The organism is Nocardia sp. NPDC004654 (genome assembly GCF_040609595.1).
Classification (GTDB): Bacteria; Actinomycetota; Actinomycetes; order Mycobacteriales; family Mycobacteriaceae; genus Nocardia.
This window is the reverse complement of the sequence record NZ_JBEXKI010000012.1, coordinates 103,634-129,486: the sequence shown is the minus strand read 5'-3', so window position 1 is coordinate 129,486 and position 25,853 is coordinate 103,634. Positions and strand designations below refer to the sequence as shown.

Genomic DNA, 25,853 nt, shown 5'->3' with positions numbered 1-25,853 from the left:
TCCAATGTCCGCAACCGACCACAATCCGTCCGGAGCAAACCGACACATGCCCACCACCGTCACCTCGCCGCAGGTAGCCGTCAACGACATCGGCTCCGCCGAGGACTTCCTCGCCGCCATCGACGCCACGATCAAGTACTTCAACGACGGCGACATCGTCGAAGGAACCATCGTCAAGGTCGACCGCGACGAGGTTCTGCTCGACATCGGTTACAAGACCGAAGGCGTCATCCCCTCCCGCGAACTCTCCATCAAGCACGATGTCGACCCGAACGAGGTCGTTTCCGTGGGCGATGAGGTCGAGGCCCTCGTTCTCACCAAGGAGGACAAGGAAGGCCGCCTGATCCTGTCGAAGAAGCGGGCGCAGTACGAGCGTGCGTGGGGCACCATCGAGGAGCTCAAGGAGAAGGACGAGGCCGTCAAGGGCACCGTCATCGAGGTCGTCAAGGGCGGCCTGATCCTCGACATCGGCCTGCGCGGCTTCCTGCCCGCCTCGCTCGTCGAGATGCGTCGCGTCCGCGACCTCCAGCCGTACGTCGGCAAGGAGATCGAGGCCAAGATCATCGAGCTGGACAAGAACCGCAACAACGTGGTCCTGTCCCGCCGCGCTTGGCTGGAGCAGACCCAGTCCGAGGTGCGCTCCGAGTTCCTGCACCAGCTGCAGAAGGGCCAGGTCCGCAAGGGTGTGGTCTCCTCGATCGTCAACTTCGGCGCCTTCGTCGACCTTGGCGGCGTGGACGGTCTGGTGCACGTCTCCGAGCTGTCCTGGAAGCACATCGACCACCCGTCCGAGGTCGTCGAGGTCGGCAACGAGGTCACCGTCGAGGTTCTCGACGTCGACCTGGACCGCGAGCGCGTCTCGCTGTCGCTCAAGGCGACCCAGGAAGACCCGTGGCGTCAGTTCGCCCGCACCCACGCGATCGGCCAGATCGTGCCGGGCAAGGTCACCAAGCTGGTTCCGTTCGGTGCGTTCGTGCGCGTCGAAGAGGGCATCGAGGGCCTGGTGCACATCTCCGAGCTGGCCGAGCGCCACGTCGAGGTGCCGGACCAGGTCGTGGCGGTCGGCGACGACGCGATGGTCAAGGTCATCGACATCGACCTGGAGCGTCGCCGGATCTCGCTGTCGCTGAAGCAGGCGAACGAGGACTACCACGCCGAGTTCGACCCGTCGAAGTACGGCATGGCCGACAGCTACGACGAGCAGGGCAACTACATCTTCCCCGAGGGCTTCGACCCCGAGACCAACGAATGGCTCGAGGGCTTCGACAAGCAGCGCGAGGAGTGGGAAGGCCGCTACGCCGAGGCGGAGCGTCGCCACAAGATGCACACCGCGCAGATGGAGAAGATGGCGGCCGACGCCGCGGCCGAGGCCGCGAACGGCGGCGGCGCGTCGAACTACTCCTCCGAGAGCGGTGCGCAGTCCTCCTCCAGCCAGGCCGAGCCCGCCGGCGGTTCGCTGGCCAGCGACGCCCAGCTGGCGGCTCTGCGGGAGAAGCTCTCCGGCAACGCCTGATTCGGGTAGAGCACACGCGAAGGCCCCGGTCCGCACGGACCGGGGCCTTCGCCCTGTTCGGGGTAAAGCGCGGTCGAGGCCGATTACTAGGGGGAGGGGTTCGGCCGCGGCGGGAAGATTGCGGCCGATCTGCTGCGGGAGTGGTTCCCCGAGCGCATCGCTCGGGGATTGAAGTGGGTGGGTCAGGCGGCGGCGACAGTGAAGCGGCGCTGGGGGAAGCGGGGGTTCTCGGCTTCGTCGAGGAGGGCGACCGCCACGTCCTCGGCGGAGATGTCGGTGTCGGCGATCAGGAGCTGGTCGCCGCCGACGCGGTAGCGGCCGGTGCGGGCGCCGGACTCGACCAAGCCCGACGACGGGGACAGGTAGGTCCAGTTGCGGTTGGAGAGACGGTAGACGTTCAGCGCGTCCCGCAGCGCCAGCACGACGTCGCGGTATTCGGCGGGCACGCCGAGGTCCTCGGTGAGGATGCGCGTGAATTCCGTTCCGGTGTCGACGAGTTGGCGTCCCGGCGCGACCTCCAGGCTGCCCGCGCCGCCGACGGCGATGAGCCGGATGTCCGGGTGCCGCTCCAGCGCGCCCACCATGGCGTGCGCGCCGGTGACGAAGGCGCTCGCGTTGGCGATGGTGTCGGCGATGCCGTGCCCGGCATTCACCGCGCTGATCACCACGTCCAGGCCCGCGATGGCCGCGCCGATGCTGTCGGTGTCCAGCCAGTCCGCCACTCGCCAGCGCACCTCGCCCGGGTCGGCGGGGAAGCGCGCCGAGTCGCGCGCGAAGGCAGTCACGTCGTGTCCGCGCACGCGCGCCTCCTCGACCACTCGCCCGCCGATGACGCCGCTCGCGCCGAAAATTCCGATCTTCACGATGCCCATCCTCTAAACACTGTTCGTTTACTACACGCCGTTCAGTAACGACACAGGTGATAGTAGTCGCACGCTGTAGAGTGTCAACCGTGGTCGAGGTGCAGAGTCGCAGGGAACGTTTGCGCGCGGAAGCGACGGAGGAGATCAAGGCCATCGCCCGGCGCCTCCTCGCCGAGGGCGGTCCGGACGCGATCTCGCTGCGCGCCATCGCGCGTGAGATGGGCATGACCGCGGGCGCGCTGTACGGCTACTTCGCCACCCGCGACGAGCTGATCACCACCCTCATCTCCGACGTCTACACCGGACTCGTGGACCGGCTGGAGGCCGCGAGGGACGCCGTTCCCGAGGACGACCCCGGCGGCCGCATCATCGCCTGGGGCGAGGCCGTGCGGGACTGGGCCGTCTCGAATCCGGAAGGGTTCCGGTTGATCTACGGCGACCCGGTGTCCGGATACCAGCCGCCGCCGGAGGGCCCCGCGCGCGCGGCGGAGCTGCGTGCCTGCGACGGACTCGTCGGACTGGCCGCGGCCGCTTGGCCGCGCGCCGCCGCGACCCAATCTCTCGGCGACTCGACGTGGTCGGATTTCGACCCGGCACTTGTCGAGCACGTGCGCGCCGACTTTCCCGATCTGCCCCCGGCCGCGCTGGCGCTGGCGCTGCGCATGTGGGGCCGCATGCACGGTCCGATCGCGCTCGAGGTGTACGGTCACCTGCGCCCCCAATCGCAGGATCCCGCAAAGCTTTTCCACATCGAGATGCTCGATCTGGTGCGGGCGGTGGGCCTGTGACGGCGACGCACCGCAGGTTTCCCGCCACCCTCTGGGAGCGCAGGAAGGTCGAGTCGATGAGCCGGATTCAGCGGGTCGCGCTGGATCTGTTCGACGCGTACGGATATCGCGAGGTGACCGTCGAGCGGGTGGCGGCCGAAGCGGGCGTCTCACCCAGTTCGATCTACCGCTACTTCGGCACCAAGGAGATGCTGGTCCTCTACGACGAGGCGGATCCGCAGCTGCTGGAGGTGCTGCGTACCGCAGGCGACGGCGAAACCCTCGATCCCGCAGCGCTTCTCGCGGTGGCGCGTCCGCTGGTGCCGGTGATGATCGCGACCCTGATCACCACGGACTCCGAACATCGCATCGCGCGCAGGCTGCGCTACGTGCGCGCCTTCCCGGAGGTCAGGGACGGCCAGACCAGGCAGATGCGCGAACTGGAGGAACAGTTCCGTCAGCTGTTCGCCGAACGCTGCGGGCGCGACCCCAACGACCTGAAGGTCCGGATGGCCGCCTCCACCGCCATCTGGGGCGGTGTGGCGGCGCTGGATCACTGGGCCGGACAGGATTTCGCCGAGCCGCTGAGCGTGGTCTACACCGCGGCGGTGGAATCCATCATCGATGCGCTGGAACTGATCGTTCGCTGACGGTGGCGGCTTCCACCTTGCTCGGCCACCGCGGCAGCCACCAGTTCCAGCGGCCGAACAGCCGCATGAACGCGGGCACCAGGATCAGGCGCACGACGAGCGCGTCGATGGTGATGGCGACCGCGAGCGCGAATCCGATCTGCTTGATCTCCAGCACGTCCGCGGTCACGAAGCTGGCGAACACGGCGACCATGATGGCCGCGGCGGCGGTGATCGGACGTGCGGTGCGCTGCAATCCCTCGGCGACCGCGGCGGCGTTGTCGTTGCCGCGGTCCCACGCCTCCTTCATGCGCCGGATCAGGAAGACCTCGTAGTCCATCGAGAGACCGAAGAGCACCGCGAACACCAGCATCGGCAGATACACCTGGAGAAACCCGGTGCCCTGGAAGCCGAGCACGGATTCGCCGACGCCGTACTGGAATACGGCCACCGTGATGCCGAGCGCCGCGCCGGTGGCCAGCAGGTTCAGCAGAATGGCCTTGACCGCGAGCACGATACTGCGGAACGCCAAGATCAGGAAGGCCAGCGAGACCGTCAGCACCAGGGCGATCACCCACGGGAAGCGGGCGGTGATCCGTTCGGACACTTCGGCGAAGGTCGCGGGCGTTCCGCCGACGCGCAACTGCGCGCCCTCGACTTCCACGGCGCGGGAACGGATGTCGTCGGTGAGTTCGGCGACGGCGGTGGAGTCGAAGGACTCCCGCGGCACCACCGTGACCATGATCCGTCCCTCCGATTGCTGGGGCAGCACCGTGGCCACGCGCGGATCGCGGGACAGTTCGTCGGCGAACTCGTGCACTTGCGATTGCGCCGCACTCAGCAGCGGCCCGTCGTCGGGTCCGGTCGCGAGCACCGAGACCGGGGCGAGCAGTCCGGGGCCGAAGTTGTCTCGCACCAGCCGGGTCGCCTGGCCGCTCGGGCGGTCGCCGAGCGAATCGAGACCCATGTCGATGCCGTAGCGAATGCCGGTGATCGGCGCGGCCGCCACCGCCAGGACGGCTACGCCGAGCAGGCCGAACACCACCGGTCTGCGCATGACGGTGTGCGCCCAGCGCGCCCAGGCAGTCGACGCCGTCGTCGAGCGGGTCTCCGCGGGACGCAATCGCGCGGGTAACGCTCCCCGGTTCACGGCGGGACCGAGCGTCGCCAGCAGCGCGGGCAGCAGCGTGACGGCCGCCGACAACGTGGCCAGCACGGCCGTCACCACGCCGATCGCGACGCCGTCGAGCATCGGCAGGCCGACCACGGCCAGCGAACAGAGCGAGATCAGCACGATGAGACCGGAGGCGAGCACCGTCCGCCCGGTGGTGTCGAGCGCGACGGCGACCGCGCGGTCGATCTCCGCGCGCGCCGAGCGGTCGCGGACCCCGCGCCTGGTCAGTTCCTCGTTGAACCGGCTGACGATGAACATGGCGTAGTCGATCGCGGTGCCGGTGGCGATCATGGTCGCGACCGAGAGCACCAGCGAGTCGAAGGTCAGGAAGGTGGTCAGGCCGAACAGCGCGCCCACCGCCGCGGCGATGCCCGCGGCGGTCACCGTGATCGGCAGCGTCGCGGCGGCCAGCGCGCCGAGCGCGAGGACGAGCACGGCGGCCGCGACGGGCAGTCCGATGGTCTCGGCGCGCTGCATGTCGGCGGTCTCGATCTCCATCAGATCGGCTTGGGCCGGGCCGTAACCGGTGACGGCGACGCGGATGTCGGCGTCGGAGATCGCGGTGACGGTCGACTGCAACCGGCTGGCGACCGCGACCCGCTCGGACATGTCGCCCTCCAGGCCGACGATGCCGAGGGCGGTGTGCCGGTCGGCGGAGATCTGCGCGTCGGCGTTGCCCTGGAACGGTCCGAGCGCGCCGGTGACGCCCGCGGTCTCGCGCGCGGCGACGAGCGCGCGGTCGACCGCGGCACGGAATTCGGGAGCGTCGGCGGTGAACCGCTCCGAGTGGAAGACGAGCAGGTCCTGTTCGGCGCCGAACTGCGCGAAGTGTTGTGCCGCAAGGCGATCCGCCTCGCTGGACGCCGAACCCGGCACCGTGTAGTCGGGCGCGCCGAGCCGATCGTGCAGCAGCGGATAGGCGGCGCCGCCGAGCAGCACGAGCAGCAGCCAGACGGCGAGGACGATTCGGCGGTGCCGAGCCATGGCCGCGCCCCAGCGTCCGAGCGCGCGCAGCCGCGGCGGCGGGACGGGTCGTTGGCCGGGCTCCTTGGTCAGGGTCGGTAGCGACATGGCCCCTCCTGTCAGGTACCTGATAGTCACTATCAGGTTTCTCGGTCAGCCTAGGTTGGGGTTCCCGTTTTCTGCAAGTGACTACCAGCTGTGACGGACGTCATGTTCGCGGTGAGCGAGCTGTCCGCGGCAAGGTGAGTTCCGCGTCGTGCGCCGCACGAAAACTGTTGGGAGCAGGCGGATTCGCCGGTAGTGTGCCGGGCCATGGGGAGCAATCCGGGCAAGAACACCTATCTCGATCAGGTCGTCGCGCAGCAGGCGGCGCTGGAAACCGATCTGCGCACGCGCAAGCCCGCTGCCGTGGGAGCGCCCGCGCCGCAAGCGCCTGGCGCTCCGATGCTGCCGCGCGGCGCGCTGGCGAAACGGGCCGACCGAGTCGGCCTGGGCGCTCAGGGACACGGCGCCCAGGGGCAGGGCGCGGGACCGGTCGAGGTCCGGGTCACCGGCGTCTGGCGGTGGCGCACGGTGCTGGTGCCGCCCAACGCGTTCGTCGTGCACACCAGGCGCGGGCGCGCCGAACCGCTGCACATCGGGCTGGGTGTGTCGTTCCGCTACAACCCGGCCACCGACTCCTATCTCGTGGTGCCGGGCGCGATGCAGACCATCCTGATCAACGCCTACTGCATCTGCCGGGAACTACAGGGCGTGCTGGTGCAGGGCTACGTGCAGTGGATCATCGAGGATTTCGGCACCGCGTACCGCAAGCTCGACTTCTCCGACGCCGAGGATCCCATGCGGCTGGTCAACATTCAGCTGCGCGAGCAAGCCGAGGCCGCCATCAAGGACAAGGTGTCCACTATGGGCGTGCGCGACGTCCTCAGCGACAAGCAGCCCATCATCGAAGAGCTCACCGCCCGGTTGCGCGCGGTCGCCGAAGGCAGCGGGGACGCGCAGACCGGCGGCGGTGATCGCGGACTCGGACTGCGGATCGTCACCGTGCAGATCAAGGAGGCGGTGGTCAGTTCCTCGACGCTGTGGGAGAACCTGCAGAAGCCCTACCGCACCGAACAGAATCAGGTCGCTCGCCTGGCGGAACTCGCCGCGCAGGAGGCGATTTCGGCCAGGGAGGCGGCCGCGCAGCGGGCGGGCGAGGAACGGCGCATCGAGAACGAGCGCGAACTCGCGCAGCTGCGCGACCGCAACGAGGCGGCGCGCTTCGACCGCGAGACCGCGGAACGGATGCGGCGCACCACCCGCGAACACGACGACCAGCGCGCGGTCGCCGAGCTCGCGCAGCAGACCGCGCTGCACGCCGTGCGGCTGGAACGCGAACAGCACGCCGAGCAGCTCGAGAACCTGCGCCTGCGCCAAGAGCTACGCCGCATGGAAGTGGACGGCGAGCTGGCGCTGACGACGGCGCGGCAGCGCGCCGAACACGAGGGCGAGCTGCTGGTCGTGCAGCGCGAGCGGGAACGCGTCGCCACCGCCAACGCGCAGAACGACGCCAACATCCAGGCCACCCTGGTCGCCAACCTGCCCGAAATCGTCGCGAAACTGCCCGCGCCCGCCGAGCTGCGCTCGTACCAGATCGGCGGCGATCTGTCGGGGCTCGCGACGGTGGTCGCCCAGCTGAACGGCGTGATCGACGCGTGGTCGGCGCGCCGGGCGTCGGGAGATTCGCCGGTGGACTGACTCTGTGCCCGCCTCGTCACCTGGTCGCTTCGAGTGACGAGGGTGTGGACCGACTCCGACCGGGTACCGCGGCCCTCAGGGTGACACGATCCACTCGGCTATTGCATTGGGCGCAATTTAATTGTGGTCTACCCTGGATCCGGTATCGCGAACCACTAGCGAAGGAGGCGGACGTGCGAGCCGTTGTCATCGAAGAATTCGGGGAGCCGAAGGATGTGCTGGCCACGGCGGATCGGCCGCTGCCCGAGCCGGGTCCCGGCGAGGTGCGGATCGCGCTGGATCTCGCGCCGATCCACAACCACGACCTCGCGATCATCCGCGGCGTCTACGGCTACCGGCCGCCGTTGCCCGCGATTCCCGGCACCGAAGGCGTCGGGCGGATCGACGCGGTGGGAGAGGGCGTGACCGACCGGTCCGTGGGTCAGCGGGTGGCGGTCTCCGGCGCCACTGAGGTGTGGGCCGAGTACTTCGTCGCCAAGGCGGCGCAGGCGCTGCCGGTGCCCGACTCGATCGACGACGAGACGGCCGCCCAGTTGCTCGCGATGCCCTTCAGCGCCGCGGTGCTGCTGAACGACCTGCGCGTCCGAGAGGGCGACTGGGTGGTGATCAACGCCGCGAACGGCGCGGTGGGGCGACTGCTGAATCTGCTGGCGCGCCGCCGCGGCGTACGCGTGCTGAATCTGGTGCGCGGCCAGGCGTCGGTGCGCGCGCTGCGCGAACTCGGCTACGAACCGGTCGTCGACACCGAGACCGACGGCTGGCTCGCCCAGGCCGCCGCGGCCACCGGCGGTGCGCCGATCGTGCGCGCCGTGGATCAGGTAGGTGGTCCGGCGGGCGCCGACCTGCTCGAGTTGCTCGCGCCGAACGGTGAGCTGATCTCTTTCGGCGCGCTGTCCGGTCAGCCGTGGACCATCTCGCCCGGCACCCTCATCTTCAAACAGGCTGTGGTGAAAGGCTTCTGGGGCGCCCAGCGGGCCCAGGAGATCGGCGCCGCCGAGCGCACCAGGGTGCTGCGCGAACTGGTCGAGCTCGCCGCCGGCGGCGAACTGCGGCTGACCATCGCGGCGGTGCACCCGCTCGATCACGCGGCCGAGGCGGCGGCAGCCAGCGAACGCCCAGGTCGCAATGCGAAGATCGCACTTTCGCCAACGCCGGATCGCGCCGGGTGAATTGCGGGCCACTCAATCGGCTACTACCTTCGAGAAAGAGGTGGTGACCATGACACAGACGAGCGAGCTCCAGCTCGACAACCAGGTGTGCTTCGCGCTGTACGCCGCCTCGCGGGCGCTCACGCGGCTCTACCGGCCGATGTTGGACGACCTCGGGCTGACCTATCCGCAGTACCTGGTGATGTTGGTGCTGTGGGAGCGCGAAACCGTGACGGTGAAAGAACTGGGCGAGGCGCTCGACCTCGACTCGGGGACCCTGTCGCCGTTGTTGAAGCGGCTGGAGACCACCGGGCTGATCAGCAGGGTGCGTTCGGCGGAGGACGAGCGCTCGGTGCTGGTGCGGCCGACCGAGGCCGGTGTGGCGCTGCGCGAACGGGCCAGGGAGGTTCCGCGGAAGATCGCCGGCGCCACCGGCCTCGACCGGGAGGGCCTCGCCCGCTTCCGCGCCGAGGTGCGCGAGTTCACCGCCGTCGTGGAGGGCGCCGAGCTCTGAGCCCGGCTCGGCGCACGCGAATGGCCCAGCCGAGCGGCTGGGCCATTGTCGTGGAACGAGCTCAGCTGGCGGTCGCCGGTACCCAGTAGGTCGCGGCCACGGTGGAGCGTTTTCGCATGGCCGCGAAGCTGTGGCGCGCCGGACTGATCAATGCGGTGAACCAAGAGCGGCGGTGCTCGGCGAGCGCGGCCGCGACGGCGGGGATCTCGAGGCAATGCACCCCGCCCGCCATACCCAGGCGGTGGCGACCCGTCTGGTTGATTCTGGTGCCCAATGGATTTCCTTTGCTTGCTGGTACTGGCCTGGATCGCCACGGCGAAGATTAGCGGAACGAAAGTGTGGAACACAGTATTTTGCGGAAGTAATTGCCCCGGCGTGTCGGAAAGTTGTCGGGCCGCGCCACGGCCCCGGCGTAAATGTTGCGAATCGGTCTCGGCCGCGTCACGGAACGGGCAATTGGCGTTGCCGAGCGTGAAATTCACGAAGTGAGTGGGTAATCCGCGTGTTCGCGCGGTGTGCACCCGCCGGGCGGTCGTCCCGGTGGGGGCGGTGGATGCGAAACTGAACGAATGTTGCGGATCGGCCTCACCGGAGGCATGGGAGCTGGCAAGTCGACGGTGGCGCGGATCCTCGCCGAGTGTGGCGGGGTGATCGTCGATTCCGACCTCATCGCCAGGGAGGTCGTCGCGCCGGGCACCGAGGGGCTCGCGGCCTTGGTCGAGGCGTTCGGCCCCGGCATCCTCGCAGCGGACGGCGGTTTGGACCGCCCCGCGCTCGCGGCCGTCGCGTTCGCCGACGACGCGGCTCGCGCAACCTTGAATTCCATTACCCACCCGCTGGTCGGAAAGCGCACCGCGGAATTGATTTCGGCGGCCCCGGCGGACGCCATTGTCGTCCAAGATATTCCGCTGTTGGTGGAAAATGGCTTGGCGCCATTGATGAATCTGGTGTTGATCGTCGACGTCGACGCGGAAACTCGAATTCGTCGTCTCGTGGAATTCCGAGGTGTCACGGAAGCCGATGCGCGGGCCCGAATTTCGGCGCAGGCGACGGACGAACAGCGGCGCGCGGTGGCCGACGTCCTGCTGGACAACAGCGGCCCGGCGGGCGCGGTCGAGGCCGTGGTGCACCGGCTGTGGGAGGAGCGGCTGGTGCCGTTCGAGCGCAATCTGCGCACCGAGACGCCCGCGGCGCGACGGGAACTGCGGCTGGCGCCGCACGACCCGGAATGGGCCGCGCAGGCGCAGCGGCTGATCGCGCGACTGTGGGTGGCCTGCGGCGCGGCGGCCTCCCGTATCGATCACATCGGGTCCACGGCGGTGCCGGGCCTGCCCGCGAAAGACGTGCTGGATCTGCAGGTCACCGTGGCGGATCTGGCGGCGGCCGACGGACTGCGCGACGCGCTCGGCGCGGCCGGGTTCCCGGTGAAAGCGCATGTCACGCAGGACAACCCGAAGCCGACCGAGGGCGACCCGGACGGGACCGACACCGCCCGCTGGGTCAAGCGGCTGCACGGCAACGCCGACCCAGGCCGCCTCGCCAACGTGCACATCCGGGTGGACGGGTCGCCGGGGCAGCGGTTCGCGCTGGCGTTCCGCGACTGGCTGCGCACGGACGCGACGGCCCGCGAGGAGTACCTCGCGGTGAAGCGCGAGGCGGAGGCCAAGGCGGCCGGGCTTGCCGACGACGCCGCGTCGGAGGCGTACTACGCCGTCAAGGAACCGTGGTTCGACGCGGCCTATCGACGGGTGCTCGGCTGACCGTCGACGGCGCGAATCCACCATTTCGGACTACTTCACCGGAAATTCTTCGGAAAGCCGGATGCTGTGCTTCTGGTGCGTGCAGGGGAAGTGGCGGCCGTCATATCGGGATGCCCGCCGATATCGATACCGCGAGGTAACCGGTTCCGGCGCGGCCGCCATTCTTCTGGATGATCTTGACAGCCGACCGAACGGCCGTCCCAGAATTTCCGGCATTTCTCCTCAACGGCATCGTTCTTCGTGGGCGCGTGGCCTCGGGAGCGGGTGAGCAAGCCCGTCGCAAACCGGCGCGGTTCAGCGACCGAGGTCGTCGAGTGCGGTGAAAGCGATCGCCCGGCGGGAACCTGTCCCGCCGGGCGATCGGCGTTCACGGGTGGATGGTCAGAGCCAGGTCAACTCGATGTCGCGGGTGGCGAGCCAGTTGTCGAGGGAGTGGCCGTGCGCGGCGATGCCGTCGATCGCGGCGGTGGCGTGCTGGATGGCCGCCTCCGCTTCGGCGGCGCTGATCAGACCCGCGGCGTGCGCGGCGAGCAGTTCGTCCACGTCGAGCAGGATCGTCTCGCGCTCGGAGCGCACCACGATGTCGAGGTAGTGATCGACCGACCGCCACTTCTTCGGCTCGATCCTGGTGAACTCGCCGAGGTCGAGGTAGTAGTCCTGATCGCGCCGGTGCGCCGGGTTGTAGTGGAAAACCGTTACGCGCAGGCCGAGTTCGGGTAGCAGCCAGGACTCCATGTAGTGGAACTGCGGATGGTCGGCGGTGCGCGCCATGTACAGGCCCCACGGTTCGACGCGGTAGCTCTCGACCGGCCGCACGAACCCCTTGGGGTCAGTGTTGGTCAGGCTCGCGACATCGAAGTACTCGACCTTGGGTCGGTGCACGTTCACTGCTGGTGCCTGTGTCATGCAGTCAGAATCTACCGTCGCGGCCGTTCCGTCGAGTCCTGCGCGCGATGCGCGTTGTCGGTGCCGCGGGTTCGCCGCGCGCTCGCGGTCGGAGCAGGTGGCGAGGGGTAATTGAAAATTGAAATTACAGGATTTGCCAACCGATAACTGCTGTCGATATCCTGGACCGCGGCCCAGGCACGAGTGTTCCGTTCGGTTTCCGCTCCGCCGGGAGTGGGGCCGAGCAGGAGGGGAGTTCGGCCCCACTGACAGGGCCCGCGCGTGCGCCGGGTCACCGAGCCGCGAAATCTGTCGGTGCCTGGGCCTACGCTGATTGTCATGGCTTTCGCTACCGAGATTCCCGCCGAGGGCGCGACCCCGCTCGCGCATTCGGAGTTCCGTCCCGTCGGCGCCATCGAGCGCACCGAGGGGCAGTTCCAGGTGGTCAGCGAGCACCAGCCCGCGGGTGATCAGCCCGCGGCCATCGCGGAGTTGGAGCGCAGGATCAAGGCTGGCGAGCGCGACGTCGTCCTGCTCGGCGCCACCGGTACCGGTAAGTCGGCCACCACGGCATGGCTCATCGAGAAGTTGCAGCGCCCGACCCTGGTGATGGCGCCGAACAAGACGCTCGCCGCCCAGCTGGCCAACGAGTTGCGCGAGATGCTTCCGCACAACGCGGTCGAGTACTTCGTCTCGTACTACGACTACTACCAACCCGAGGCGTACATCGCCCAGACCGACACCTACATCGAGAAGGACAGCTCGATCAACGACGATGTGGAGCGGCTGCGCCACTCGGCGACCTCGAGCCTGCTGTCCCGCCGCGACGTGGTGGTGGTCGCCTCGGTGTCCTGCATCTACGGCCTCGGCACGCCGCAGTCCTACCTGGACCGCTCGGTGCAGCTCGAGGTCGGCACCGAGGTCGACAGGGACGCGCTGCTGCGGTTGCTGGTCGACGTGCAGTACACCCGCAACGACCTGTCCTTCACCCGCGGGTCGTTCCGCGTCCGCGGCGACACCGTCGAGATCATCCCGTCCTACGAGGAACTCGCGGTGCGCATCGAGTTCTTCGGCGACGAGATCGAGGCGCTCTACTATCTGCACCCGCTGACCGGAGACGTGGTGCGCAAGGTGGACACGCTGCGCATCTTCCCGGCGACCCACTACGTGGCGGGCCCGGACCGGATGGAGCGCGCGACCCGCGACATCGAACAGGAACTCGAGGAGCGTCTCGCCGAGTTCGAGCGCCAGGGCAAGCTGCTGGAGGCCCAGCGCCTGCGCATGCGCACCCAATACGACTTGGAGATGATCCGGCAGGTCGGGTTCTGCTCCGGCATCGAGAACTACTCGCGCCACATCGACGGCCGCGCGGCCGGGTCGGCGCCCGCGACGCTGCTCGACTACTTTCCCGAGGACTTCCTGCTCGTCATCGACGAGTCGCATGTCACCGTGCCGCAGATCGGCGGCATGTACGAGGGCGACATGTCGCGCAAGCGGAATCTGGTCGAGTACGGCTTCCGACTGCCGTCCGCGATCGACAACCGCCCGCTCACCTGGGAGGAGTTCGCCGATCGCATCGGGCAGACGGTGTACCTGTCCGCGACGCCGGGCCCGTACGAGCTGGGGCAGGCGGGCGGCGAGGTGGTCGAGCAGGTCATCCGCCCGACCGGCCTGGTCGACCCGCAGGTGGTGGTGAAGCCGACCAAGGGCCAGATCGACGACCTGCTGCACGAGATCCGGCAGCGCACCGACCGGGACGAGCGGGTGCTGGTCACCACGCTCACCAAGAAGATGGCCGAGGACCTCACCGATTACCTGCTCGGGCTCGGTGTCCGGGTGCGCTATCTGCACTCGGAGATCGACACGCTGCGCCGCGTCGAGTTGCTGCGCCAGCTGCGCCTCGGCGAGTACGACGTGCTCGTCGGCATCAACCTGCTGCGCGAGGGCCTCGACCTGCCGGAGGTCTCCCTCGTCGCGATCCTGGACGCCGACAAGGAGGGCTTCCTGCGCAGCAGCACCAGCCTCATCCAGACCATCGGCCGCGCGGCTCGCAACGTCTCCGGTGAAGTGCACATGTACGCCGACAAAGTCACCGACTCCATGCGCCACGCGATCGAGGAGACCGAGCGGCGCAGGGCCAAGCAGGTGGCCTACAACGAGCAGATGGGCATCGACCCGCAGCCGTTGCGCAAGAAGATCGCCGACATCCTGGACCAGGTGTACCGGGAGGCCGACGAGAACGAGGTCGAGGTCGGCGGCTCGGGTCGCAACGTGAGCCGCGGCCGCCGCGCCCAGGGCGAACCCGGTCGCGCGGTGAGCGCGGGCGTCTACGAGGGACGCGACATCAAATCGATGCCGCGCGCCGAACTCGCCGACCTGGTCAAGGAACTCACCGCGCAGATGATGAACGCGGCCCGCGAGTTGCAGTTCGAGCTGGCGGGCAGGCTGCGCGACGAGATCGCCGACCTGAAGAAGGAACTGCGCGGCATGGACGCCGCCGGACTGAGCTGAGTCGCGATGGCGTCCGTCGCGGCGTCAGCTCTGCGACGCCATCCACTCCTGGACGCGGCGCTGGGCCTCCTCGTGCGGGACGTCCTCGACGCGGGTCATCACCGCCCATCGGTGGCCGAACGGATCGATCACGACGCCGAAGCGGTCGCCGCTGACGAAGGTCTGCGGCTCCTCGGCGCTGCGCGCGCCGTGTTCGATCGCGCGCTGGACGACGGCGTCGACGTCGGGGCAGTAGTGCACGATCGAGGTGTGCACCCACTCGCCGTTCGGGGCCTGAACACCGTTGGCGGGCATGGGCATACCGAGTTGCAGCGTCGAGTCGCCGATCTGGAGTTCGGCGTGCGCGGGCTGCCCGTCGGGCAGGTCGTTGCGGCTGATCACCTTGGCGCCGAAGACCGCGGAGTAGAACTCGATGGCCTTGTTCGCGTCGGCGACCGCGAGGAAACAGGTGATCGAGTGGTAGCCGGAGGGGATGGGGTTCACCGATGTCGTCATGACTTCGACTCTGTCAGGGCCGGCGCGCCCGCTCTTGTAAGAAAGCGACAACCTCCGGGGGAGGCGCGCGATGGTCGCTGACGAACGGACTCCGATGGACAGCGAGAAGGGAATCCTGCACCCGGGGGAGCAATCTCGGCATCGCAGCCTGACTCGGCTCGCGCCGGGCCCGCGGGTCGGCGAGTTCGTCGACTGGTACTGGGTCGTGCACTGGGATCTGCGCGATCGCCCACCGTATGTCGCGGAGGTGCTGTCGTTCCCGTGCGTGAACGTCACCTTCGAACACTCCGCGCACCGTATCGGCGGCTTCGTGAACGGAGTGTGCACCACGAAGTACACCCGGGAGCTGACCGGCCGCGGGCTGACCTTCGGCGCGCGGTTCCGCGCGGGCGGGTTCGGCGCTTTCACCGGCATGGACGTCGGTTCCCTCCGTGATCGTTCGCTGCCGCTCACCGAGGTGTTCCCGGACGCCGAGGGGCTCGCCGAACGGGTGCTTGCCGCCGAATCCGACGAAGACCGCCGCGTGCTGATCGAGGATTTCCTCGCGCCGCGCGCCGGTGATCAGGACCCCACCTTTCAGTTGGTGACGCGGATCGTCCACGCGATGGAGCACGACCGCGCGCTCACCAGGGTGGACCAGATCACCGAGCGGTTCGGGGTGCCGGTGCGCACCCTGCAGCGGATGTTCCGCCGCTACGTCGGCGCGGGCCCGAAATGGGTGCTTCGCCGCTATCGGCTGCAGGATGGCGCGGATCTGCTCGCCAAGGGCTGGGTCGGGGATTTGGCCGCGCTCGCTGTCGAACTCGGCTATTTCGATCAGGCGCATTTCTCTCGTGAGTTCACCGCGGAGATCGGAATGGCGCCGCTGGAGTACGCGCGGCATTCGCTGCGCACGGCGTCCGATTTGGTCGGCGCGACGGCCGGTGAATCCCGCCGATAAGCGAATATTCGGAGGGTCGCGGAGGCGACGATGTGCGGGCGAGCCGCCGCGGCGAGACTCAACACGACTGGTCAAGAGCTCGGCGGGGTAGGCGCCGAGGCGCCGCGCGGCGGTGTGACGCACGCCGCGCGACGGTATCCTGTGATGAATATCCCAGGCGCGCAAGAACGTTCATGGCGGTTGTGAAGAATCACAGGATTATCCGCGAGAAATTGAATCCACGCAGGTCGCCAAGGCTCCACCGCATTCGGTGCTCGAACGCCGGAGCGAAAAGCCGGGCATGGGCGAGTGTGATGTGTTGCGATTTCTGCTGTTTCCGCCCGGATAGCGGCTATGGTCGAGCGCAGTCGCCGCGCTGGTGCCCGACTCTGCCGGGACGCTGGACGTCGGCACCCGACCCGCACAGTTGGAGGAGAAATGACCGCCTACCGGACCATTGTCGTCGGTACCGATGGATCGGAGTCGTCGTACAAGGCCGTCGAGAAGGCTGCGGCACTGGCTGGCGATGCCGGCTCCACCCTGATCGTGGCCTGCGCCTACTATCCGACCGACGACCGTGACGTCGCCGCCGCGGCGGACGTGCTCAAGGACGAGGCCTACCAGGTGCGCGGTTCCGCCCCGACCAACGAGATCCTGCGCACCGCCAGGGACAAGGCGACGGCCGCGGGCGCCAAGGAGATCGTCGAGCGCGCCATTGTCGGTGAGCCGGTGGAGTCGCTGCTCAACCTGATCAAGGAGACCCAGGCGGACCTGCTGGTCGTCGGTAACCGCGGCCTGAACACGCTGGCGGGCCGCCTGCTCGGCTCGGTGCCGTCCGACGTGGCGCGCAAGTCCCGCACGGACGTCCTGATCGTGCACACCGTTCGCTGACAGCTTCCCGCGAAAGCTCCGTATCGCCCGTTCGGGTGCGATGCGGAGCTTTCGCGCGTTCGGCGGCTACTCGGAATCCAGCGCCGACAGAACCTCCGGCAGATCCTCGCTGTGCACCACCGTGAGCCGCTGGGTGGCGCGGGTCAGCGCCACGTACAGGTCGTTCATCCCGCGCGGCGATTCCGTGAGAATGCGCGCGGGCTGCACCAGGAACACCGCGTCGAACTCCAGGCCCTTGACGTCGTGCACCGTCAACACCCGCACCGACTCCCCGGCCAGATCGGCCAGCTCGGCGACCAGCGGGTGCGGCGCGATCACCGCTGTGGTGCCCGGCCCCTGCTCGGCGGCCACCAAACGGCCTAGCGCGCTGGACAATTCGGCCGCGTCGACCCGGTGCGCCCGCGGCGGATTGCCGGTCTCACGGACCGAACGCGGCGCTGTGGCCTCCGGGTCGATCACCGCGAGCACCTCGGCGGCGACCGCCATGATCTCGGCGGGGGTGCGGTAGTTCACCGTCAGCTCGGTGCGCTTCCAGCGTTGCGCCACATAGGGTTCCAGCATCCGCTGCCAGGACGAGGCGCCCGCCGGGTCGCCGGTCTGCGCCACGTCGCCGACCACGGTGACCCAGCGGTTCGGGATGCGCCGCATCACCATTCGCCACGCCATCTCCGAGAGCTCCTGCGCCTCGTCCACGATGACGTGCCCGTAGGTCCAGGTGCGGTCGCCCGCGGCGCGTTCGGCGGTGGTCTGCCTGGCGCGCACGTCCTGGCGCTCGGCCAGCTGGCTCGCGTCGATCAGGTCGTAGGCCATCAGGATCTCGGGGTCGAGTTCGTCCTCGAGATCCTGCGGCGCCGAGCCGGTGAGGATGTCCAGCGCGTCCTGCGCCTCGGCCAGCTGCGCGCGCCAGCGGCGGCGGGCCCGCTCCCGCTCCTCGGTGTCGTCCACGCCGAGCAACTCGGCGAGTTCGTCGAGCAGGGGCGCGTCGGCGGCGCTGAACTCGCCGTCGTCGGGGCGAACCAGTTCCGCGCGGTCCTCCGGACTCAGGCTCGCCGCCGCGCGGTCCAGCCGCGCCGGGTCGGCCAGGAGATCGGCGAGCACGTCCTGCGGCGACAGGATCGGCCAGAGCCGCGCGATGGCCGCCTGCACGCCGGGATCGGACTTCATCTCGTCGCGGATCTCGGCGAGATCGGTGCGGCTGAGCAAGCTCGGGCCGCCGGAGAGCTCGGCGCCCATGGTCTGGGCCAGCTGATCGGTGAGCGCGTCGATCACCGAACTCGCGAAGATCGGCCGGGCCAGGTTGTGCGGGCGGCGCGAGGACCGGGCCCGGCCGCGCGCTTTGGTCGCGATCTTCTTGTCCAGCGTCACCGGATAGCCGTCGAAGCTCAGCCGGATCGGTTCGGCGGGAACCTCCTGCCGGTCGCGGACGGCCTGCTTGAGCACTTCGAGAATGCTCAGCGCGCCCTTGATCTGACCGGCGCGCAGCGAATCCTCGCGGGTCGCCTTCACACCGGGGTAGAGATCGCCGATGGTGGACAGCAGCACGCCGGTCTCACCGAGCGAGGGCAGCACCTGGCCGATGTAGTCGAGGAAGGTCGCGTTCGGTCCGATGATCAGCACGCCGCTCTTGGCCAGCTGCTGGCGATAGGTGTAGAGCAGGTAGGCCGCGCGGTGCAGCGCCACCGCGGTCTTGCCGGTCCCCGGTCCGCCCTGGACCACGAGCACGCTCTTGTGCTCGGAACGGATGATCGCGTCCTGCTCGCTCTGGATGGTCTCGACGATGTCGTTCATGTGGCCCGTCCGGGCCGCGTTGAGCGCAGCCAGCAGCGCGCTCTCGCTGCCGACGCCGCCGTCGGAATCGACCGTGCCCGCCTGCTCGGCGGCAGCGAGGTCCAGGTATTCGTCGTTGACCGCGGTGACCCGCCGGTTGCGGGTGCGGATGTGGCGGCGCCGGGTCACGCCGTCCGGCGTCGCGGTGGTGGCCAGGTAGAACGGGCGGGCCAGCGGCGCGCGCCAGTCCAGCAGGAGGGTGGCGTAGTCGTCCTTCTCGTCGAGGATGCCGAGGCGCCCGATGTAGCGCGGTTCGTCACCGTTCAGGTCGATACGGCCGAAACACAGGCCGTGCTCGGCGGCGTCGTACTTGGCCAGATCCTCGGAGTACAGCTGGGTGAACGACTCGCGCTCGCTGCGCGCCTGCGGGGTGCCACCGGTCTCCAGCAGCACGGTGCGCAGCCTGTTCTTGGCGTACGCGCGCATCCCGTCGAGCCGCTCGTAGAGCACCGATAGGTACGCCTGCTCTTTGTCGATTTCGCGGGGCCGCTCGACCGCGCCGTCGGTGACGGCACGGTCGTGGGCGAGGCGGTCGGGCAAACTGGACTCCTTGTCACCGCGAAGGGGCGAACGGGCGCGTCGATCCCGCGCGCACGTCGGAAAACAGAGTTGTCGAGTCTACTGCGCGTTCGGCGCACTCGCCGTAACCGCAGGTGGAGGCGCCGAAATCGGCTCGATGCGTACCGGCTCGAAGTGCTGGACCACCGGGAACGGTTCGTAGAAGTGGTGCAGCAGCGACTTCCACTGCTGGTACTCCGGCGACCGCCGGAATCCGTCCACGTGGTCGCTCAGCCGCTCCCACTCCACCAGCAGCAGGTAGGTGCCCGGCGCCTCGACGCAGTGCGAGAGCGTCAGCGAGCGAAAGCCGGGCATGCTCGCGATGAGCGGCCGCGCCTCGGCGAAGGCAGCTTCGAAGGCGGCGGTCAGTTCTGGCCGGACCGGCAGCAGGGCGTGTTCGACGATCATGCGGTGACTTTCAGGACGCGTGCGTGTTGTTGGTGCGGCCCTTGCCGACACCGCTGTCGCGCTGGCCGGGCGGCTTGGCCTGGTACATGGCGAGATCGGCGTCGTGCAACACGGCCTCGGGGGTGCGGCGGTCGCCGGGGATGAGTTCGGTGACGCCGACCGAGGCGTCCACCGCGATACGGTGCCCGCGCGCGATGATCGGCTCGGACATGGTGGAGCGCAACCGGTCGACGAGCACGTTCAGGTCGACCCGCCGGGCGCGGCCGGAGAGCAGCACGAGGAACTCGTCGCCGCCGAGCCGCCCGACCAGGTCGTCGGCGCGCAGGGCGCGCTGCAGCCGTTGCGCGACGATCTGCAGCACGGTGTCGCCGATGGCGTGGCCGAGGGTGTCGTTGATCGCCTTGAATCCGTCCAGGTCGATGAACAGCACCGTCGAGTACGGCAGGTCCTCGCTGGTGGCCAGCGCGTTGGCCAGCTGCGACAGGATCAGCGAGCGGTTGGCCAGGCCGGTCAGCGAGTCGTGCGTCGCCTGGTACTCCAATTGCCGTCGGCTGGCGCGGAATTCGGTGATGTCGGCGAAGGAGGAGACCGCGGGGGAGTCCGGGTCGCCGGGGTTGAGCAGCCTGCTGCTGCCCGAGAGCCAGCGCCGCTGCCCGTCCCTGCGGTCGACCCCGAAGATGTAGCCGGTGATCGTCTCGCCGGTGGCCAGGGTGCGCGCCATCGGATGCCTGCTCGGCGGCAGCGGCTGGGCGTTGGCGTCGAGCAGCACCATCGGCAGCTCGTCGATGGTGCGCCCGACGATGTCGCCGTGCCGCTCGTCGCCGCCGAAGATGCGGTGCGCCGCGGGGTTCGCCGACTCGATGCGCCCGCCCCGATCGATGACGACCACGCCCTCCTCCAGCTGGGAGACCACGGTGGTGAAGTGCTGTTCGGCGCGGCGCTGGGCGTCCTCGGCGGCGCGTTGCGCGGTCAGATCGTGGATGACCACCTGGTAGGCGAAGTGATCGTGCCAGGGCGTGAGCACCGAGACCGTCTCGACCGGCACCGTCTCGCCGGTGGTGCGCAGCAACAGCATCTCGGTGGGCACCGAGGCGGTGCCCTTGCTGGTGAGCAGTTCGATGCGTTCGCGCATGGCCGGGATCGAGTCGGGGTGGACGAAACGGGTGAGCGGCTGGCCGACGATTTCGTCGGCGCTGTGCGCGGCGAGCAGCCGGACGGTGGCCTGGTTGACGTAGACGATGATGCCGTTCTCGTGCACGCAGATACCGTCCGGCGTGTGCTCGATCAATGACCGGTAGCGCTGCGCCAGTTGTTCGGCGTCGACGACGCCGCCCGTCGTCTCCTCACCCACTCGCAAACCCCCGATCGTCGACCGACCTATGGCCATTGGAACATGGGATTATTCTGGTGTCGACGCGCGCGCGGTCACAGCGTCGACGCACTTGCTTCGATCACGGTTCGGGCACCTCGTCGTGCCCTACCGGTGATCATTACAGACTCCGGTTCCTCGAGAACAGAGCCGACCGAGAGTTGTCCGGCCCGGGGATCCGGCGAAGGAGCGTTGCCATGCCGGGCGTCAATCCGGAACACAGAGTGCGGTACCAAGATCATATGTCCATCGCCGGGGTCGGTGCGGTGACCGGATACGGATGGGGGCGTGAGTCCCTGTGGCAGGGACTGCTCAGCGGTAAATCCGCGGCACAGCTACAACCCGGGTACGGGCCGGGCCGCGACGAGCACGCCTGGGTCACCCTGGTGCCCGACGGCGGCGACCAGGCGGTGAGCACCAGCCGCTACGGCCGCGCCATGCACGAATCCGCCCGGGAGGCGGTCGCCGACGCCCGCGAACGCGGCTGGCGGCCGGGGCGCACGGTGGGTCTGCTGCACGCGATCGTGCTCGGCGACGTGGTGAACTGGCGCGACTTCTACCAGGTCGACGAGGGCCATCGCCGCTCCCGCGACTACCTGCGGCTGCTGCCGTCCACCCCGATCTCGGTGCTGATGCAGGAGTTCGGCTTCCGCGGTCCCTCGATGAACGTGTCGGCGGCGTGCAGTTCGGCCAACGTCGCGCTGATCACGGCGAAACTCTGGCTCGACAGCGGCATCGCCGACGACGTGCTCTGCGTGGCCACCGACATGTCCGCGACGCCGGACATGGCAGAGCATTTCGTCCGCCTCGGCGCCGCGATCACCGACGCCGAACCGCTCGAGGCGTGCCGCCCGTTCCAAGAGGGCAGCCGCGGCTTCGGTTTCGCCGAGGCGTCGGTGGCGTTCGTGCTGACCCGCGAGGTCGAGCGGCCCTACGCGGCGGTGCTCGGCGGCGGCATGACCAACGACGGCTACCACGTGGTGTCGGTGGAGCCGGAGCACGCGCAGATCATCGATTGCGCCCACCGCGCGCTTGCCCAAGCCGGGGTGACAGCGGGCGATATCGCGTATTTCAACGCGCACGGAACCGGGACGCGGCAGTGCGAACTCGCCGAGCGCGATCTCCTCGCGCGGGTGTTCGACGATCGCCCGCACGTGTACGGGCTCAAACCGCTCACCGGGCACAGTCAGGGCGCCGCGGCGGGTGTGGAAGTGGCCGTCGCGGCCATGGCCTACGAGCGCGGGGTGCTGCCCGCTCCGCCGATCGTGGCCCCGGCGCACCCACGGCTGCTGGACGGACCGACGCCGTTCGAGGGCGGTCTCACCCTGAAGTCGTCGCTGGGTATGGGCGGGCACAATTCGATGCTGGTGCTCGGGCCGCCGGGAGTCTGAGGCCGCTCGGCGCAGAGCTGTTGCGGGACGGTCGAAGTCGGTGCTGCCGCCGCGCTGCTACGTCGGCCGTCGACGCCGGTGAGTCGCTGCTCGGGCCGGGCGTCAATCCGCGGGCAGCGGCACCGACCAATGTAGTCGCGTCCCCGGCAGACTCGACCCGTCGCCGGACTTGCCCGCCGGACTCACCGTGAAGCTGCCGTCGGACTTCTCGGCCCGCTGCTCCAGATTCCGCAGCCCACTGCGGATGACGTGATTCGGCACGCCCCAACCGTTGTCGGTGACCACGATCGTCAGATCGTCGGCCACGCTGATCTCCACCGCGATCATGTCGGCGCCCGAGTGCCGCACCGCGTTGCTCACCGCCTCGCGCACCACCGCCTCGGCGTGGTCGGCGAGTTCGGCCTCCAGCACGGAGAGCGGACCGGTCACCTGGACGGTGGCCTTGAGTGTGGTGTCGGCCGTCTGCTGGCGCACCGCGCGCTCGATGCGCTGCTGCAATCCCGCGCTGTGCCCGTCGCTGTGCAGATCGAAGATCGACGTGCGGATCTCCTGGACGACCTCCTGCAACTCGTTGATCGAGGTCGACAACCGTTGGCGCACTTCGGGAATCACCGCCTTCGGCAGCGACCCCTGCAAGGTGAGGCCGATCGCGAACAGTCGCTGGATCACGTGATCGTGCAGGTCGCGGGCGATGCGGTCGCGGTCGGCGAGGATGTCGAGCTCGCGCATCCGCCGCTGGGTATCGGCAAGCTGCATGGCCAGCGCGGCCTGGTCGGTGAACGCGGCGGTGAGTTCGACGAGTTCGTCGGCGTAGGGCGCGGATCCGACCGGGCGCACCGCGACGAGCACGCCGAGCGTGGCGTCCGGCGTGCACAGCGGCAGGATCAGCGCGGGCCCCACGTCGGCCAGCGGCACCCCGAGATCGATGCGCGCCGCGTCGTCGAAGCGCAGCGGCGTGCGCCGGGTGAACGCCTCGCCCAGCGCCGTGCCCTCGGTCGAGGCGAGCCAGCCCTCGTGCCCGGCGCCGGGGCCCGACCACTGGGTGAGCACGAGTTCGTCTATCTCGTCTGTTGTTCCGTGCTCGTCGAGTCCGGCGAGGAAGCAGCGGTCCGAACCGGTCAGCGTGCGCGCGTGATCCACCACGTGCGCGAGGACACGCTCGGATTCGGTGCCCGCGAGGAATTCGGTGGCGATATCGCGAGTGGCCTCGATCCAGGCCTGCCTGGTGCGGGCCGATTCATAGAGGCGCGCGTTGTCGACGGCGATGCCCGCCGCGGCGGCCAGCGCCTGCACCAGCACGTCGTCGTCCTCGGTGAACCGTTGCCCGCCCGCCTTTTCGGTGAGGTAGAGGCTGCCGAACACCTCGTCGCGGATGCGCACCGGCACGCCCAGGAAGGTGTGCATGGGCGGATGTCCCGGCGGGAAGCCCACGGACTCGACATGTTCGGTGAGGTCGTCCAGCCGTAGCGGTTTCGGGCGATTGAACACCACGCCGAGCACTCCGTGTCCGGCGGGCAGCCGGCCGATGCGTTGCCGGACCACCTCGTCCATACCCTCATCGATGAATTGGACGACCTGCCTGTCGTGCCCGCGCACCGCGAGCGCGCCGTATCGTGCGTCGACCAGGCTGGTCGCGGTGCGGACGATCGCGCGCAGCGTGTCGTCCAGGTCGAGGCCGGAGGTGACGGTGAGCATCGCCTCGACGAGACCGTCCATCCGGTCGCGCGAGTCGATGATCAGCTCGACACGCTCCTTCACCTCGCTGAGCAATTCGCGCAGGCGCAGTTGCGAGAGCGTGTCGCGTACCGAGTACAGGCCGTTACCGCTGTCTTCGGTCATATCGGTTCCTGTTCGGGTGGGCGCGTGAACAGCGCTTCAGCCAGTGTAATTCGCGGATCGGGGACTTTCGGCCCTGTTCGCGGCGACGTTGCAGAGGTGGGATAGCGGCACTGGGTGAATTGAGAGTAGAGGTGTCCTATGAATTCGTTGCAATCGTTGTACTCCTCGGAACATTGGTCCAGCGCCGCGGATCCGGAGCTCGCGGTCACCACCCGCGGCGCAGTGCCGCCCGCCGACGTGACGCGTGCCGTGCGCGCCATCGGACGGGTGCTGCGCCGCCACCACTTGGACGTGCCCGCGCGCGTGCGCGTCACCGCCCCACCGGATTCGGACGAACCGACGGTGGTGCAGGCCAACGTGCGGCTGCCCGACACACCGACCCGGGTGCAGGTCACCGGGCCGCGCGGGTTCGCCGTGACCTTCGCCGTCGAGCGGTTGGACCGTCAGCTCAGCAGGCTGGTCGCCAATCAGTCTCGGGCGTGGCCGGATCCGGCGCGGCCGCCGCTGGCCAAGGTCACCGAGGAGCGGCCGATCATCCGCCGCAAGGAGTGCGCGCTGCTCACCGGAACGCCCGCCGAGGCGACCGCGGTGATGGACGCGATGGACTACGACGCGTACCTGTTCACCGACGCCGAGACCGGTGAGGACGCCATCGTGCACTGGTCGGACCCGTTCGGCGTGCGACTCGTCCGCCAGTGGACCACGATCACCCCGCTCGAGCGGATCCGGCTGCTGAGCGCGAATTCGCTACCGATGACGGTGCATTCGGAGCCGAGCCCGCTGCTCAGCGAGTCCGAGGCGGCGACCAGGTTGTGCGGGGCGGGCCTGCCGTTCCTGTTCTTCACCGACGTGGAGACCCGCCGCGGTCACCTGCTCTACCGCCGCTACGACGGTGACCTGACGATCGTCGCGCCCGCCGAAAAGGACTGAACCGCAGCATCGTCCGCAGGGGCAGCGCCGCTCCTTCGGACATGGCGCGAAGCCGCTCACGCCTCCCGCAGGCGCGAAGCCAGCACCGCGGCTTGGGTGCGCCGCTCCATGCCCAGTTTGGCCAGCAGTCGCGACACGTAGTTCTTGACCGTCTTCTCGGCGAGAAACATCCGCGCGGCGATCTGCCGGTTCGTCAGACCCTCGCCGAGCAATGCGAGCAGCTTGCGCTCTTGTTCGGTGAGTCCGGCCAGCGGTCCGTCGGCCTCGACGCTGTCGCGCAGCCGAGCCTTCAGCGCCGTCGCCGCCCGGTTGTCCAGCAGCGAGCGGCCCGCGCCGACGGCCTTGATGGCCTCGGCCAGTTCCATGCCCTTGATGTTCTTGACCACGTAACCCGAAGCGCCCGCGAGGATCGCGTCCAGCATGGCGTGCTCGTCGGTATAAGAGGTGAGGATCAGGCAACGCAGGCCGTCGATTTCGGCGAGCAGATCGCGGCACAGTTCGATGCCGTTGCCGTCGGGCAGCCGCACGTCGAGCACCGCGACATCGGGCTGGGCCACGCGGATGCCCGCCATGGCCTGCGCGACATCGCCCGCCTCGCCGATCACCGCGAGCTCGGGATCGCTCTCCAGCAGATCGGTCAGCCCTCGCCGGACGATCTCGTGATCGTCGACCAGGAACACCTTGATCACCGCGGCCCCTCCTTACGCATGGATCCCGCCCCGGGGCCGATCTCGGGAATCCCGTCCCAGCGAATATCTG

The 25,853-nt window shown here is 68.9% G+C and carries 22 protein-coding genes; 12 read left to right on the top strand and 10 right to left on the bottom strand.

Annotation, left to right across the window (positions count from 1 at the left end; all coding sequences use genetic code 11):
* The first annotated feature begins 46 nt into the window (after window positions 1-46).
* A complete protein-coding gene (rpsA, locus tag ABZV58_RS32830) occupies window positions 47-1,513 on the top strand; it encodes a 30S ribosomal protein S1 (protein WP_067793196.1) in 1,467 nt (488 codons plus the stop codon).
* Between the two features lie 182 nt (window positions 1,514-1,695).
* Here rpsA and ABZV58_RS32825 read toward each other — a convergent pair whose 3' ends face one another.
* Window positions 1,696-2,376, bottom strand: coding sequence for an NAD(P)H-binding protein (locus tag ABZV58_RS32825; protein WP_355004078.1), 681 nt, complete (start codon window positions 2,374-2,376; stop codon window positions 1,696-1,698).
* 89 nt (window positions 2,377-2,465) lie between these two features.
* On the opposite strand from ABZV58_RS32825, the gene ABZV58_RS32820 reads away from it, so the two are divergent.
* The gene (locus tag ABZV58_RS32820; RefSeq protein WP_355004077.1) at window positions 2,466-3,164 is read left to right on the top strand and encodes a TetR/AcrR family transcriptional regulator; all 699 of its coding nucleotides are present in this window, start codon (window positions 2,466-2,468) and stop codon (window positions 3,162-3,164) included.
* A complete protein-coding gene (locus ABZV58_RS32815; RefSeq protein ID WP_355004076.1) occupies window positions 3,161-3,793 on the top strand; it encodes a helix-turn-helix domain-containing protein in 633 nt (210 codons plus the stop codon). The genes ABZV58_RS32820 and ABZV58_RS32815 overlap by 4 nt, the downstream gene beginning before the upstream one ends.
* Here ABZV58_RS32815 and ABZV58_RS32810 read toward each other — a convergent pair.
* Entirely contained in the window at window positions 3,762-6,017 is a 2,256-nt protein-coding gene (locus tag ABZV58_RS32810; RefSeq protein ID WP_355004075.1) for an MMPL family transporter, read from the bottom strand. The two genes, ABZV58_RS32815 and ABZV58_RS32810, sit on opposite strands and share 32 nt — an antisense overlap.
* Window positions 6,018-6,221: 204 nt before the next feature.
* Between ABZV58_RS32810 and ABZV58_RS32805 the strand changes: the two genes are divergently transcribed.
* From ABZV58_RS32805 to ABZV58_RS32795, 3 genes are all read left to right on the top strand, one after another.
* Window positions 6,222-7,649, top strand: a complete 1,428-nt coding sequence (locus ABZV58_RS32805; protein WP_355004074.1) for an SPFH domain-containing protein — start codon at window positions 6,222-6,224, stop codon at window positions 7,647-7,649.
* Window positions 7,650-7,822: 173 nt separating this feature from the next.
* Entirely contained in the window at window positions 7,823-8,818 is a 996-nt protein-coding gene (locus ABZV58_RS32800) for a zinc-binding dehydrogenase (protein WP_355004073.1), read from the top strand.
* A 49-nt stretch (window positions 8,819-8,867) separates the two neighbouring features.
* Window positions 8,868-9,311, top strand: coding sequence for a MarR family transcriptional regulator (locus ABZV58_RS32795; RefSeq protein WP_355004072.1), 444 nt, complete (start codon window positions 8,868-8,870; stop codon window positions 9,309-9,311).
* Between the two features lie 61 nt (window positions 9,312-9,372).
* Here the strand turns inward: ABZV58_RS32795 and ABZV58_RS32790 are convergent, their stop codons facing one another.
* Complete coding sequence (locus ABZV58_RS32790) at window positions 9,373-9,585, bottom strand: hypothetical protein (protein ID WP_355004170.1); 213 nt, start codon at window positions 9,583-9,585, stop codon at window positions 9,373-9,375.
* 295 nt (window positions 9,586-9,880) lie between these two features.
* On the opposite strand from ABZV58_RS32790, the gene coaE reads away from it, so the two are divergent.
* On the top strand, window positions 9,881-11,071 hold the full coding sequence (gene coaE / locus ABZV58_RS32785) for a dephospho-CoA kinase (protein WP_355004071.1): 1,191 nt from the start codon (window positions 9,881-9,883) through the stop codon (window positions 11,069-11,071).
* A gap of 381 nt (window positions 11,072-11,452) precedes the next feature.
* Here the strand turns inward: coaE and ABZV58_RS32780 are convergent, their stop codons facing one another.
* Window positions 11,453-11,977 carry a DUF402 domain-containing protein gene (locus ABZV58_RS32780; RefSeq protein ID WP_355004070.1) on the bottom strand — a complete coding sequence of 175 codons (525 nt, stop codon included), beginning with the start codon at window positions 11,975-11,977 and terminating at the stop codon, window positions 11,453-11,455.
* 318 nt (window positions 11,978-12,295) lie between these two features.
* On the opposite strand from ABZV58_RS32780, the gene uvrB reads away from it, so the two are divergent.
* A complete protein-coding gene (gene uvrB, locus ABZV58_RS32775; protein WP_355004069.1) occupies window positions 12,296-14,467 on the top strand; it encodes an excinuclease ABC subunit UvrB in 2,172 nt (723 codons plus the stop codon).
* A gap of 24 nt (window positions 14,468-14,491) precedes the next feature.
* Here the strand turns inward: uvrB and ABZV58_RS32770 are convergent, their stop codons facing one another.
* Window positions 14,492-14,962, bottom strand: a complete 471-nt coding sequence (locus ABZV58_RS32770; RefSeq protein ID WP_355004068.1) for a VOC family protein — start codon at window positions 14,960-14,962, stop codon at window positions 14,492-14,494.
* Window positions 14,963-15,032: 70 nt separating this feature from the next.
* Here ABZV58_RS32770 and ABZV58_RS32765 point away from each other — a divergent pair, with 70 nt between their 5' ends.
* The gene (locus ABZV58_RS32765; protein WP_355004067.1) at window positions 15,033-15,902 is read left to right on the top strand and encodes a helix-turn-helix transcriptional regulator; all 870 of its coding nucleotides are present in this window, start codon (window positions 15,033-15,035) and stop codon (window positions 15,900-15,902) included.
* A 417-nt stretch (window positions 15,903-16,319) separates the two neighbouring features.
* Window positions 16,320-16,772, top strand: coding sequence for a universal stress protein (locus tag ABZV58_RS32760; protein ID WP_141812754.1), 453 nt, complete (start codon window positions 16,320-16,322; stop codon window positions 16,770-16,772).
* Window positions 16,773-16,838: 66 nt separating this feature from the next.
* Here ABZV58_RS32760 and ABZV58_RS32755 read toward each other — a convergent pair whose 3' ends face one another.
* From ABZV58_RS32755 to ABZV58_RS32745, 3 genes are all read right to left on the bottom strand, one after another.
* Window positions 16,839-19,139 (bottom strand): ATP-binding domain-containing protein, encoded by a 2,301-nt coding sequence (locus ABZV58_RS32755; RefSeq protein ID WP_355004066.1) that lies wholly within the window; start codon window positions 19,137-19,139, stop codon window positions 16,839-16,841.
* 78 nt (window positions 19,140-19,217) lie between these two features.
* Window positions 19,218-19,565, bottom strand: coding sequence for an antibiotic biosynthesis monooxygenase (locus tag ABZV58_RS32750; protein ID WP_355004065.1), 348 nt, complete (start codon window positions 19,563-19,565; stop codon window positions 19,218-19,220).
* Between the two features lie 10 nt (window positions 19,566-19,575).
* Window positions 19,576-20,916 (bottom strand): diguanylate cyclase, encoded by a 1,341-nt coding sequence (locus ABZV58_RS32745; protein ID WP_355004064.1) that lies wholly within the window; start codon window positions 20,914-20,916, stop codon window positions 19,576-19,578.
* A 260-nt stretch (window positions 20,917-21,176) separates the two neighbouring features.
* Between ABZV58_RS32745 and ABZV58_RS32740 the strand changes: the two genes are divergently transcribed.
* The gene (locus ABZV58_RS32740; RefSeq protein WP_355004063.1) at window positions 21,177-22,325 is read left to right on the top strand and encodes a beta-ketoacyl synthase N-terminal-like domain-containing protein; all 1,149 of its coding nucleotides are present in this window, start codon (window positions 21,177-21,179) and stop codon (window positions 22,323-22,325) included.
* Between the two features lie 102 nt (window positions 22,326-22,427).
* Here ABZV58_RS32740 and ABZV58_RS32735 read toward each other — a convergent pair whose 3' ends face one another.
* Window positions 22,428-24,164: a GAF domain-containing sensor histidine kinase gene (locus ABZV58_RS32735; protein ID WP_355004062.1), complete on the bottom strand. Its 1,737-nt coding sequence runs from the start codon at window positions 24,162-24,164 to the stop codon at window positions 22,428-22,430.
* Between the two features lie 138 nt (window positions 24,165-24,302).
* Here ABZV58_RS32735 and ABZV58_RS32730 point away from each other — a divergent pair, with 138 nt between their 5' ends.
* Window positions 24,303-25,094: a sigma 54 modulation/S30EA ribosomal C-terminal domain-containing protein gene (locus ABZV58_RS32730; RefSeq protein WP_355004061.1), complete on the top strand. Its 792-nt coding sequence runs from the start codon at window positions 24,303-24,305 to the stop codon at window positions 25,092-25,094.
* A gap of 56 nt (window positions 25,095-25,150) precedes the next feature.
* On the opposite strand, the gene ABZV58_RS32725 is transcribed toward ABZV58_RS32730, so the two are convergent.
* Window positions 25,151-25,783: a response regulator transcription factor gene (locus ABZV58_RS32725; protein ID WP_355004060.1), complete on the bottom strand. Its 633-nt coding sequence runs from the start codon at window positions 25,781-25,783 to the stop codon at window positions 25,151-25,153.
* Window positions 25,784-25,853: the final 70 nt, after the last annotated feature.